Source organism: Psychroserpens sp. (assembly GCF_045105015.1).
Classification (GTDB): domain Bacteria; phylum Bacteroidota; class Bacteroidia; order Flavobacteriales; family Flavobacteriaceae; genus Psychroserpens.
The window spans coordinates 1-13,263 of sequence record NZ_JBGCCX010000145.1; the positions used below are offsets into that span (position 1 = coordinate 1).

The window sequence follows — 13,263 nt, forward strand, 5'->3', positions numbered from 1 at the left end:
AGCTTCCATTTAGATAAGTATAATTCAACTATATCTATAATGTTGTCTTTATTTGAAAGGTCGTTTTTAGACATAATATTTAATTTAGTGGCTTTTTATTTATCTGAATGCAAAAATTGCAACAATAGTCGCAAGAGTAGAAATAGCAGAAATTAATACTCCAGTATTCGGATTGTAGTTTGAAGTTTTAATTTTTGAATTGTTAGGTTCAACATAAATGACATCATTCTGAGAAAGATAATATACTGGTGAATTAAGAACGTTTACTGAAGTTAAATCAAGCTTAGCGTATTTTTTTTGTCCGCCTACTTCGCGGATTAAAAATACATTTTCTCTTTTACCATATATTGTTAGATCACCAGCTAATCCTAAGGCTTCAGCTAATGAAATACGTTCATCTTGTACTGTAAATGTTCCTGGTCTGTTTACTTCGCCCAAAACAGTAACCGTAAAATTGATAAGTCTAATATTGACTATAGCATCTTTTACATATTCTCTTAGTTGCTCTTTAAGCATGTCAGTTGCTTGAGCTCTGGTTAGTCCACCAATTTTTAAAGTGCCTAAAACAGGAAATTCAATATTACCTTTTGGATCAACTAAATACGTTTGTCTCAAAAGGTTGCCGTTTGCATTTAAATCATTTCCAGCATTATTATTGTTATTAGCATATGAAACTGATGCTAAATTAAAAGGCATGACTGCAGCTGGTTCAATAGATGAAATATCAATGGTTAGGATGTCATTAGTTTTGTATGTTAATTCGAACATATTATCTAATTTGCTTTCTGGACCTAAGGGTTCATCTTGAAAATAAACAAGTTCTTTTCTTGTTGCACAAGAAGACATTATAACAAAACTAAAGATTGTTAAAAGTTTAATTGAATGTTTTAAGTTGAATGATTTATGCATAGTTTATTGGTTTAGGAGCAATTTATTTTTTTGAGTCTAAAACTTCAAATTTTGAATTATTAGAGATATACTCTGGTAAGATATGTTTAATAAGTGAAACAACTTCTAAGTTTTGAACTTTTGAGTTAACTAAACATAAATTTGCTATTTTTTGAGATATATCATCAGCATCTATCTGTTTCGTTTTTGCAATCATAATTTTCTCATGATAGGTTTGTCTCGTTTTTTCTCCGTCTGCTAAAAGTTCTTCGTAAATTTTTTCACCTGGTCTTAATCCAGTTATCTTTATGTCTATGTCTTCAGGATAGCGTAATCCAGATAAAATAATCATGTTTTTTGCTAAGTCAAATATTTTAACAGATTCTCCCATATCAAACACAAATATTTCTCCACCATTACCCATTGTAGCTGCTTCTAAAACTAATTGACAGGCTTCTGAGATAGTCATGAAATATCTTGTAATATCCTGATGAGTTACTGTTAAAGGGCCTCCAGAATCTATTTGTTTCTTAAATAATGGAATTACAGATCCATTTGAACCCAACACATTTCCAAAGCGAGTCGTAATGAATTTAGTTTGACCTTTGCCTTGTAAGCAATTTACATAAAGTTCAGCAATACGTTTAGTAGCACCCATAACATTGGTAGGGTTGACAGCTTTATCAGTAGAAATAAGCACGAATTTATTAACACCATGTTTAACAGACAAGTTTGCCATATTTCTTGTTCCACCAATATTTACACTTACTGCTTCATATGGATTGTTTTCCATTAAAGGAACATGTTTATAAGCTGCTGCGTGAAACACAATATTTGGACGATAAATACCGAACAGATGTTCCATTCGTTTTTTATCTCTTACATCAGCTACAATTGCTATAAAGTTTTTAATTCCATCTCTAACAAATTCTTGTTGGAGTTCATATAATGCGGATTCTGCAGTATCTATAAGGACTAACTTTTTATAAGCATAATTAGTAGCTTTTCTAGCAATTTCGCTACCAATTGATCCTGCTGCTCCAGTAACAAAAATGATTTGATTTTCGTATTGATGAACTAATGCAGGATTAATAATAGTTATAGGTTCTCTTCCTAGAAGATCTTCAATGTTTACATCCTTAATTTGTCCAACACTTAAATCGCCATCAATCCATGTTTGAACAGGAGGAACTATTTTAACTTTTAGACCCAATTCAAAGAGTATACTTGAAATTTCAAGAAGCCTTGAAGGTTCAATGTTTTGAATAGAAATAACAACTTCTTCAAGATCTTGTTTTTCTATTAAATTTGAGGTTATTTTTTGTAAACTGTATACATATAGTGTGTTGATTTTTTTTCCAATTTTACGGTCATTATCGTCGATAAAACCGATGATTTCATGACTGTTTTTTGGGTCATTTGTAATGGCGTCATAAGTTAGCATACCAGAGTTTCCAGCACCATAAATCATGACTCTTTTTTTGTTCTTAAAATCTTGCATAACGTGATTATACATCGATTTTACAAAAAGTTTTAAACCAATTAAAAACAAAATATTTAGCATCAAATGAATGTAAATCACAGATCCTGAAATATTAAAGATGCTATCGTAGTTCAATTTTCTACTAAAAAAAGTAGTAACAATTAGAATGGTAGCTAATATGTTTACTCCAATGATAATATTTACAACATCTTTAAATCCTGTAAATCTTACCACACCTTTGTATGAACCAACTAGTAAAAAGCTAATAAAACCTGCAAGAAAAACAAAAGGTATTTGTTTAAACATGACAAGAACATCAAAATCTATTTTGAAGTTAAAACGAATGATGTAGGCAATGATAAACGTAAATGAAACAACGATAAGGTCGAATAACATCACCATCCATCTGGAGGCATATTTTTGCGATATATTTTGAAGTCTACGTTTAATCATGCTCTAAAATACGCTTTTATTGCAGAAATAACTCTACTCAATTCATTTTCAGTTAAGTTCGAGCCACTAGGCAAACATAAGCCTTTTTCGAATAATTCATCCGAAATGCCGTTTAAATAGCTAGGTGAAGCGCTAAAAACGGGTTGTTGGTGCATAGGTTTCCAAAGTGGTCTTGATTCAATATTGAATTCTAACAGTTTTTTCCTTAAACCTTCTCGTATAGTTTCAGATGGTGTTAATATGCAACTTAGCCAACGATTTGAATAAAAGCCTTTTGGCTCATTTAAAAAAGATATTTCATCTATTTCAGATAAGTTTTGAGTATAAATTTCATAGTTTTTACGCCTAGCATTTACTCGATCTTCAAGGACTTCCATTTGTCCTCTTCCAATTCCTGCTAAAACATTAGAAAGTCTGTAATTATAACCAATAGATTTATGGTGATATTCTACAGCATTTTCTCTTGCCTGTGTAGCTAAGAATATAGCTTTTTGCTTTATAGTATCATCTTTTGTCACTAAAGCACCTCCTCCAGAAGTTGTTATTATTTTATTTCCATTGAATGAAAGTATTGCAATATCGCCAAAAGTCCCACATTTCTTGTTCTTGTATGTGCTGCCAAGTGCTTCTGCGCTATCTTCTATAATTGGAATATTATAAGATTTTGAAATAGCATGAATTTCGGCCGCTTTATATGGCATTCCATATAAGTGTACAGCAATAATTGCTTTAGGCTTTTTACCTTTTTTTATTCGATCTTGAATAGCAGTCTCTAACATTTCTGGAGACATGTTCCATGTGTCAGCTTCGCTATCAACAAAAATTGGAGTTGCGCCTTGATAGACGATTGGATTGGCTGACGCCGAAAATGTTTTACTTTGACAAATAACTTCGTCACCCTGTTTGACTTCTAAAAGTAATAGGGCAAGATGAAGTGCTGCAGTTCCAGAACTGAGAGCAGCAACTAAACTATTATCTTGAAGGTAATTTTGTATATCGTTTTCAAAACCATTGACATGAGGTCCGAGAGGAGCAATCCAATTAGTTTCAAAGGCATTGTTTACATAAGCTTGTTCATTACCACCCATGTGAGGTGATGACAACCATATTTTAGATTCCATAATCAAAATTGTTAAGTAATTATATTACTATTCAATATTAGTGTTAAGTGAGGGATTTGGGTTTGAAAGTTTAAGTTTACAACCAAACATTCGAGATAAAGATGCATTAATACACATTTACCAACCAAATTATCACGATAAATGGCAGGTTTTTACGATATACAAGTAAATAATTAACTATTTGATATTTAAAATACAGATTTGAATTAATCAATTTTTATAACTTATCTAGATAAAAAAACTGTAATGAATGTTTTTTCTAAAAAAATTAAAATAATCCATTCAAAATATTACATTTGCCGAAAATAAGGACGACTATTTTATCGTATTTATGAATCAAAATCCTTTTACATCTTCAACCTTTGAGAGCATTTGGTCTAAACACTTCAACGAAGATAAAGATCTTGAGTCTTTTGAATTTATCAATGGTGTTAAGTTTGTAAAAAACTCAAAAGATGGGATATATATAAATGCAGCTAGAAATTTGACTAAAGGGATTTCCTATGAATTAGATTATTCAAAATCTGATTATAAAGGCAAGACTTTTTTGTTATACGATGTTCCGCAGTATTTCAATATAGCAGAATTTAATCCACCTTCTGGGTCTTCACTTAAATTAAAAAAGCTATTTCAGTACCAAGGTTTTTTAATGGATATTTCAGGATTTGATAATCAAGATGACTATATAAACGCTCAGTTTAGTTCAAAAAACAGAAGGGAGTTTAGATCTAATATGAGACGCCTAGAGCAATGTTTTAACATACGTTATGAATTTATTCATGACGGAATTGCATCTAAAGATTTTGATCTTTTGTTTGAACAATTTCATAACCTTTTAAGTAAGCGTTTTGCAGGTAAACAAACCAATTACCACCATTTAAGTCCTAAAAAATGGAATTATTATAAGGAATTGGTTTTTAACATGTTAGAAGAAAAAAAATCCTCATTACTGGTAATTTATAATGATGAAACACCTATAGGTATCACACTTAATTTTCATGCAGAGGATGTGTTATTTGAAACTATTACAGTTTTTGATCCTGATTATTATAAGTTTAGTATTGGTAAGACCTCTATCATTAAATTATTAGAATGGTGTTTTGAAAATAACTATAGAATTTCAGATTTTTCTAAAGGCGATTTTGAATATAAGCATAAGTGGAGTAATGTTGCATATGATTTTGATTATCACTTAATTTATGATTCAAAGTCTCTATCCTCAATACTGAAAGCTAAATATGCAGAAGTGTATTTTAAGTTAAAATTGTATTTAAGACGTAAAAAAGTTAATGAGTTGTACCGAAAGTATAAATTTATGCTAACTGGTGGTTCTGAAGCTTCTAATATAAGTGCAAATCAAGTTCTAAAATTTGAGAAAATCGAAGCATTTGATCAATCATCTTCAGATTATGTGAAGATAAGTTGTGAAGACGATGCTACAAGTCATTTGCTTCAGTTTATGTATACTTTTGCTTTTGCAAATCCTGAGCCAATAGATAATATTAAAATATACAGAGCTGTTACTGATGAAAAACAGTATGTGATTTCTGGATCAAAAAAAGCACAAAAAATCACATTTGCTTAGCTGATTTTATTTCCAACATTCTGTCACATTTTGAAAACAGTTTTCCAGCTACATATTGATTAAATTGGTTAACATCTTTATTGTTTTTTAACCATTCAATGTATGTCGAGCATGTATTAACTCCTGCTTCATGTGAAAACGGATAACCTCCTCCAAATCTTGGATTTAGCTCAAGAAGATAAAGTTCTTCATTAGCAACAAAAACATCGCAATCTAAATTTCCAATATGCTTTAAGTTTTCAGATACAATTCTTCCAAGTTTTTCAAATCTATCATCAATAACAGACACCGCTTTATCAGTTTCACCAGAGCGCATGTTCAATTTTTTTCTAACAAAAGTTCCGAAATAATGACCTTCAAAATCATTAACAATATCTAAACCATATTCTTGTCCATTCATTTTTTCTTGAATAAGAATAGCATTATCTAAATCTTGTTCACTTGCAGTATTTAGAATAGATTTTTTCAATTTTATATGCTGAAGTTGAAAAGCTAAGTCTAATTCTGCTTCAGTCTCTGGAAAATCAATTCCAATTGAAGCGCTTCCCCATCGCGGTTTCACAACAAGAGGGTAATCAAGTTTGCCTTCTGATATAGCAGTTTTAACCGAATTTAAAGTGGTATAGGTCAAAGGTGTTTTCAATCCTATATTTTGAATAAAATTAAACGTCTTTATTTTATCAAAAGCAATATCTATTACGTTTTCACTAGATACAATAAGTTTAGCTCCAGTAGACTCAATATCTAATTTATGTTTAGAAAGAATAGGTAGTTCTAAATCATTTAATGAAATAATAGCATTAATATTATGTGTATTGATAATCGTTTTTAAAGTAGAAATATAATGATCATCATATATACTAGGGACAATAATAGCCTCATCTGCATCAACCATTGCAGGAGCAGTATCGCTCATATCAGCAGCAAAGATTTTTCCTTGACCTTTTATGGCTTCTTTAAAATAATTGATTAAATAGTTTCTGCGTCCAGCACAAGTAAAGAGTAAGTTAAGCGCCATAGATTTAATTGTCTTGATTGTTTTTAGTTCCCATAAAATCAGGAACAATATCATTTTCTACACTATAAATTCCATCTTTTTTAAAGACTTTATAGACGGTTAAAAATAGAATTTTTATATCTAACATGAAAGAAAGATGGTTTACATACCAAACATCGTATTCAAATTTTTGTTCCCAACTGATGGCGTTTCTACCATTAACTTGAGCCCAACCTGTAATTCCAGGTCTTATGTCATGTCGTTGTTTTTGAAAATCGTTGTATCGTGGCAAATATTTAACAAGCAAAGGTCTTGGACCAATTAAACTCATATCGCCTTTGATTACATTTAATAATTGTGGAATTTCATCTAAAGAATATTTTCTTACAAAAACACCAGTTTTTGTAAGTCGCTCTGCAGGTGGAAGAAGTTCTCCATTGGCATCTTTTTTATCATTCATGGTTTTGAACTTGATGATTTTAAAGATGCGTTCATTTTTTCCAGGTCGTTCTTGAAAAAAGAAAGCGCTTCCTTTGTTTTTTATTAATAATATAGCCCACACTATTATAAAAATAGGAGAGGCGAGTAAGAATCCAATAGTAGAACTTACAAGGTCTAAAAGACGTTTTATAAAGTTTTTGTAAATCTTCATGACTCAAAAGTTTTATAAAGTTTTAAAATTTCATTCCACACAAATTCCTGTTTATAGCGCTCAATAATTCTTGAGCGAGAATTTTTAATCATTGCAATACGTTTCTCAGGATTATCAATCATAAATTGCATTGCCGCTTCTAGTGCTGAATCATTTTTTACAGGAACAATTAATCCATTAACATCATGTTCAATAATTTCATTACAACCGTTAATATTACTAACAATACATGGCAATTCCATACAACTTGCTTGTAATACCACATTTGGAAAACCTTCACGATAACTAGGGAATGCTAATACATGTGAAATAGAAACATAGGGTCTAATATCTTTTTGGACTCCTGTAGCTATAATTTGATTGTTATCTTTAATAATCTGCTCAGTTTCTGGTGATAATGGATCTAAGTGATTCTCTCTTGAACCCACTAAAAGTAGTTTAGAATTTAAATGTCTTTTTGAGAGAGAATTAAAAGCTGAAACTAACTCGTTAATCCCTTTGTCTTTCACAATTCGGCCTATGAAAATGAATACAATATCGTTATTGGTAATTTCTAATTTATTTTTAAGTTCTTGTTGTTTTACTTCGGAAACTAAAGCCGTATCATAATGTTTGGTGTCGATTCCATTTGAACTTCCATTTCCTATGACTTTTACTTTTTTTGATGTCGTGAATTTTTCTTCTAAAATAATGCGCTCTAGTCCAAAAGAGTTTGGAAGTACAAGCGTCGAACATTTATATGTAAACTTTTCTACAATATTGAGTAGCTTTCGTTTATTTCCTGTAATCTCAAGTAAAGGCAAACCAGCAATTGTATGCAGTCGATGTGGTACACCAGCTAATTTTGCAGCGAGCATACCGACTGTTCCTGCTTTAGGCGTATGGGTGTGTACGATAAATGGTTGTTCCTTTTTAAAGAATTTATAAAGCTGAAATACTGCTTTTAGGTCTTTTATTGGAGTTATGGTTCTGGTCATTTCAACAGCATGTGTCTTAATGCCTTCATTTTGTATTACTTCTTTTAAGGGATCACCATCTGCAGCTATTCCAATAACTTCATAATGCTTATTCATAAAGCGATGTTGTCCTTTCAAAAGGGTTCTTAATGAGGACGGAACGGTTGTTATACGAATGAGTTTGTGTCTCATGATTTTGATGAGCTTACAGAATTATAAATAGTTTCATGTTTAGTGTAAATGTTTTCAATATTAAAAACAGAAGCCATTTCACTATATAGTTTATTTGCTTTTGCTATTGCAGTATCATAGTTGTTTACGACTTCAATCATTGCATTATGGAAATTGTCTTGATTTCTAACAAAAGCATTAGATTCATTTAAAAAGTCTGGAATACTTCCAACAGGTGTTGTAATTATTGGAAGCTTAGAAGCTGCAGATTCAATAATTGTAACTGGCATACCTTCCCAGAGTGAAGGTAAAATTAAGCAATGAGATTGATGCAAAAACGGGATAACATTGTTGTTAAACCCATGGAAAACGAAATGATCAGAAACATTTGCATTTTTTATTGCAAGTTCTAGTTGATTTTTCATTGGACCATCACCAACAATATTGATAGTAAATTTATGGATTTTAGATTCTTTTAAACTTTTAGCTAATGTTACTAAAAACAAAGGATTTTTTGGCTCGAATAATCGACCTAAAAATAAAAAGGAAAACGATTGAGCCTTATCATAGGTTCTTGTTTCTGAAAGTTTAAATTTTTCAAAATCCACACCGTTTGGTATTACAATACTATTTTTTAAATACCATTTTTTTGAATTTTCACTAAATATAATATCAGATTTTCTAAATGGTTTTGCAAAAAACAATAAAAGCCTTCTATATAATTGCTTTACACTATTGGTGTGCATTGTAAAGACTATAGGTATATTTTTATAAAATAGTTTAAATATTATTCCCAACATACAAGAGTGGAACATGTGACAATGAAATACAATTTCATTTTGATCTTTAATAAGATGCTTTAAAGTAGCGAAACCGTTTTTGAAATTTTTTAGTGAATTTATTCCTAAAAAGTGATATTCAATTTGATTGTCTATGAATTTACTTTCAATGGTATTTGAGTTAGTGATAGATATAACAATGGTCTTTGTTTTACGAGATTGAGCAGTTTTAGATAATTCTAAAACCATGTGCTCAGCTCCACCACCTCCAAGGCCTGTTATTAAATGAACTAACGTCATTACGAATACATTTTATTTGAATGGTGTAAACGTTCAAACATGGCTTCATACTTTGATAATATAAGCTCTTGATTAAATTTTGAATATACAGAATGACGTATTGTTTCAGAATCCCATTCTTTATCATATAATGCATGGTTAATTTTATTAAAGTAATCATCAATATCTTCTGCCAGATAACCATTGATATCATCTTCAACAATTTCTTGAGTTCCACCTGGAGCTCTAAAAGCTAAGACAGGAGTTCCTACTGCACAACTTTCCAATAAGGCATTTGGAAATCCTTCCACAAAAGAACCTTGTAGGAACAAGTCACTTTCTGCTAAATACTTAGCAACATCATTAGTATATGGAATATGTGTGATGTGTTTTAATAAATCTAACTCAGAGGCTTTTTCCATTACTTGAGTTTCTAAATGACCTTTTCCAACAATAGTATAGTGAAATGGAGTCTTTAATTTGGATAGAGCTTCTAAAATGCGTTTATGACCTTTTTCTTCACTCATTCTACCAATGGTAATTAGCTGTCTAGTTTTATCAGAATTGATTGGTGTTTTTCGAGCAGGTAAATTTCCTGAAATTGGGTTGTTTATTATAGCAAGTTTATCATCTGGAATAAAGTATCGATCATGTAGGTTTTGTGCCATCTCTTTAGATTGACAAATAATCATATCTAAATGTTTGTAGTAGTTTTTGTAAAACTTCCAATATTTGATACGTTTTTTATTATAGGTGTATTCTGTAATTACACGATCTAGACTAGCTTCACGACCTATAAATTTAGTTTTTCTAAAATAGGCACTTAACATGGTTAAAACTCTATTTACATGTGCTATTGAACCTAAAACGATATTGGGCTTTACTTCTTTTATCAACTGAAACAGCGGGTTGATAGATTTTAAAACTCTTGTACAATTAAGAAAATGTACTTCAATACCATCCGTTGAATAAACAGCATCATCTTCAAAGCCTACAACTACAAGAATACTTTTAAATTTTGACTTATCTATGTTTGATGCAATAAAGGATATTACACGTTCTGCACCTCCTGATTTTAGAGATGGTAAAACAAACATTATTTTTACGAGATTGTTTTTCATATTAATTCATTTGTTTTAGTCTCGTTTAATTGTTCTTGTTCGTATATGTATTGCAATGGAATTAGCATTAAAGCCATTAGAATATCATAATCAGAAATGAATATAAAATTATTGTGAAAGAATATATTTATGAGATACCCAATGAAAAACAAATAAAATAAAGATTTGAAATTCTTACTCAATAACCGCGTATATTTTAAGATAAAAAGGGAAAACATAAAGATGATAAAATAGCCGATAGCAGAATAGTTAATTCCAATATTTATCAATCCATTATGTGAATTTAAATAACCCAAACCATTTTTTCCATATTGTTTTGACATGTCTTGCTTAACTGTGTTATACTGTGCATCTGTTATGCCTAGAGGATGTTTTGCAACTGCCTTTAAGCCTGCTAACCACAACAGCGGACGACCAGTTGAAGTAGGGTTTTCAGTCAAATTAGTTAATCTAGTTGTGTTTTCATCAAAGAAAGAATCAAATTTATTCATAAATACTAGTGAGGTAACAAGTAAAATCACAGTACTTATTACTTTTAGATTATTGAACCTACTATAGTTGTTTATTAATATAAAAATCCCAATTAATATGATAGCTATAGCTATAACTAAAGATCTTGTTTGAGTTAGAATACTACATAAAATAACAAAAGCAGTAGTAAAAACATATATTCTTTTGTGGGTTCTAAAATAGAGATAAAGATTAAATAAGAATGTGACCATTAAAAAGTAAGAAAACGTAGTTGTAGATACAAATGGTCCAGATAATCTAAACTTATTACTCACTCCAAAATCAATATGAGTTTCTTGGTTTTTTAATTTTATTGATCTAGCATCTTCTTGATCTATGTTGCTATATAACTGTAATTTGATATCGTGGATTTCTGAAGATAACGGAGATAATGGATGCTGTAATAAGGCAAATAAACAGATTAAAAGATGAATAAAAACTATAAATTTCAGATACCATAAATCTTCTTTTACTATTAGATAAAACAGGAAAGAATATGCAATAAATGATAAAGATTTGAACAAATCTTCAAGTAAAATCATACTTTCTAATCCATGAAAACTAGCTAAAAGCGCGTTTGAAATTAATTGAACAATTGCTAATGATACAACAAACAAAGTAAACTTTTTGAAGAATGCATTAGCAAAAAACTCTTTGATAAATGTGTTTAAAAATAAACCAAAGAATAAAAACTCTAAAAGTCTATCAATACTTAAAGAGCCCACTCTAAAATCTATGAACACATTATTTGTTGCTAATAAAAAAGCAATGATTATAAAAACGACAGATTTCATAAAACACTTTTTATTTTAGATATGACCTTTTTCACAACACTTGGTGAATTATTGATGACTTGTTTTAGCATTTCAATATTAGCGCTTTGGTAAAAAAAACTGTTCTTGTTTTTTAATGGTATAACTAATAGAGGCAAAATAATCAATAAAGTTAATACGAAGGCAATTAGCTTATCGTTATATTCTAACAAAAAAGCGCCTACGATCAAAAGGATTATTGGGAAATAGTTTAAAAATGCACTTAAGTGCAACTTTAAGAAGTATGAATACGAATAATTTAATAGCGTTTGTATTTTAAATGATACTTGAATATAATTTATAATGTTTGTCAAAAGGACACCAGCAGCAGCACCAACAATACCAAAGTATCTCACACCAATAAAGCAAAAGCTCGCCATCATAATAGCATAGATCGTTTGAAAGTAAACACCTTGATAAACTAATCCTAATGATTTTAAAAAGGCCTTATTTATTTTCGTACCGAACCTTATAAATAAGCCAATAACCAATATCTGAAATGGTAATACTACATCAAGCCATTTGTTACCAAGTAATATTGTAATGATCAATTCAGCATTAAATAATAAAATAAGAGATATTGGTAATAAAATAAGTAAAGAGAAGCAATTACTGAAAATATAAAATGATGATAATTTTTCAGTATCAGATTGTTTGCTAGATAAGATAGGGAATAGTACCTTATCATAAATACTTCCAAAAAAGCTTGCAGGCAAAGCAAATAATTGAAATGCTCTTGAATAAATTCCTAGGCTAGACGTCCCTAAAACCTTTCCTATGATAAGATTGTCTGTATTATCAGCAAAAAAATTAATATAGGTGTCAAGAGCGTAACCTGAACCAAAAAACAATAAGTCTTTATAGGTTTTCTTGCTATTTAAGATAGAAAAAGAAGGTGTCTTAAAAAAAAGTAGAATTACTGTATTAACCAGTAAAATAGCTAATTGTCCATAAATTAATGACCAATATCCATAACCAAGAAGCGCAAACGTAATAGATGTTAATCCGTAACCGAAGAGGTAAGAGAGGCTGCTACTTTTTACAAGTGCATCAAATTTTAAATCTCTTTGGAGAAGAGCAATTGAAACACTATTCATACTTTTAATTGGAAAGAAAAACGAAAAAAACCGAATAGGACCTTCTAAACCATCAAGATTAAAAAACTGTCCTATATAAGGTGCAATAAAATAAAATAGCAAACAAACAAAAACACCTATAAGTACTGATAATGTATAACCTAGTGAGATGTGTGATTTGTCTATTTCTTCTTTATGAAAAAGAGCAGTTCCGATTCTCATTTGAGTAAAAAAAAAAAAAAAACTTACAAAAATTAGAATGATACCAATGATACCAAAATCTTCTGGAGTTAATAGTCTTGCTAAAATTCCAATTATAAAAATATGAGAAAATTTATTAAATAAATTGCCAAAGAACATCCAGGTAAATCCTCTAATTC

The 13,263-nt window shown here is 30.1% G+C and carries 11 protein-coding genes; 1 reads left to right on the top strand and 10 read right to left on the bottom strand.

Features of this window, described 5'->3' with window-relative positions; translation table 11 throughout:
• Positions 1 to 99 precede the first annotated feature (99 nt).
• From AB8B90_RS11140 to AB8B90_RS11150, 3 genes are read right to left on the bottom strand one after another with little or no spacing between them, the layout of a single operon-like run.
• Complete coding sequence (locus AB8B90_RS11140; RefSeq protein WP_405336866.1) at positions 100 to 909, bottom strand: polysaccharide biosynthesis/export family protein; 810 nt, start codon at positions 907 to 909, stop codon at positions 100 to 102.
• 22 nt (positions 910 to 931) lie between these two features.
• Complete coding sequence (locus AB8B90_RS11145) at positions 932 to 2,824, bottom strand: polysaccharide biosynthesis protein (protein WP_405336868.1); 1,893 nt, start codon at positions 2,822 to 2,824, stop codon at positions 932 to 934.
• On the bottom strand, positions 2,821 to 3,945 hold the full coding sequence (locus tag AB8B90_RS11150; protein WP_405336870.1) for a DegT/DnrJ/EryC1/StrS family aminotransferase: 1,125 nt from the start codon (positions 3,943 to 3,945) through the stop codon (positions 2,821 to 2,823). The genes AB8B90_RS11145 and AB8B90_RS11150 overlap by 4 nt, the downstream gene beginning before the upstream one ends.
• Positions 3,946 to 4,276: 331 nt before the next feature.
• On the opposite strand from AB8B90_RS11150, the gene AB8B90_RS11155 reads away from it, so the two are divergent.
• Positions 4,277 to 5,530: a GNAT family N-acetyltransferase gene (locus AB8B90_RS11155; protein ID WP_405336872.1), complete on the top strand. Its 1,254-nt coding sequence runs from the start codon at positions 4,277 to 4,279 to the stop codon at positions 5,528 to 5,530.
• Here AB8B90_RS11155 and AB8B90_RS11160 read toward each other — a convergent pair.
• The 7 genes from AB8B90_RS11160 to AB8B90_RS11190 all read right to left on the bottom strand — a co-directional run.
• The gene (locus AB8B90_RS11160) at positions 5,517 to 6,548 is read right to left on the bottom strand and encodes an ATP-grasp domain-containing protein (protein ID WP_405336874.1); all 1,032 of its coding nucleotides are present in this window, start codon (positions 6,546 to 6,548) and stop codon (positions 5,517 to 5,519) included. The genes AB8B90_RS11155 and AB8B90_RS11160 overlap by 14 nt on opposite strands.
• 4 nt (positions 6,549 to 6,552) lie before the next feature.
• Positions 6,553 to 7,173, bottom strand: a complete 621-nt coding sequence (locus tag AB8B90_RS11165) for a sugar transferase (RefSeq protein ID WP_405336887.1) — start codon at positions 7,171 to 7,173, stop codon at positions 6,553 to 6,555.
• 2 nt (positions 7,174 to 7,175) lie between these two features.
• Positions 7,176 to 8,327 carry a glycosyltransferase family 4 protein gene (locus tag AB8B90_RS11170; RefSeq protein ID WP_405336876.1) on the bottom strand — a complete coding sequence of 384 codons (1,152 nt, stop codon included), beginning with the start codon at positions 8,325 to 8,327 and terminating at the stop codon, positions 7,176 to 7,178.
• On the bottom strand, positions 8,324 to 9,385 hold the full coding sequence (locus AB8B90_RS11175) for a glycosyltransferase (RefSeq protein ID WP_405336878.1): 1,062 nt from the start codon (positions 9,383 to 9,385) through the stop codon (positions 8,324 to 8,326). Before AB8B90_RS11175 ends, AB8B90_RS11170 begins: the two co-directional genes overlap by 4 nt.
• Positions 9,385 to 10,485: a glycosyltransferase gene (locus tag AB8B90_RS11180; protein WP_405336880.1), complete on the bottom strand. Its 1,101-nt coding sequence runs from the start codon at positions 10,483 to 10,485 to the stop codon at positions 9,385 to 9,387. Before AB8B90_RS11180 ends, AB8B90_RS11175 begins: the two co-directional genes overlap by 1 nt.
• The gene (locus tag AB8B90_RS11185; protein WP_405336882.1) at positions 10,482 to 11,789 is read right to left on the bottom strand and encodes an O-antigen ligase family protein; all 1,308 of its coding nucleotides are present in this window, start codon (positions 11,787 to 11,789) and stop codon (positions 10,482 to 10,484) included. The genes AB8B90_RS11180 and AB8B90_RS11185 overlap by 4 nt, the downstream gene beginning before the upstream one ends.
• Positions 11,786 to 13,263, bottom strand: a 1,478-nt coding sequence (locus AB8B90_RS11190) for a lipopolysaccharide biosynthesis protein (RefSeq protein WP_405336884.1), incomplete at its 5' end; no start/stop codon positions are given. The genes AB8B90_RS11185 and AB8B90_RS11190, both read right to left, overlap by 4 nt.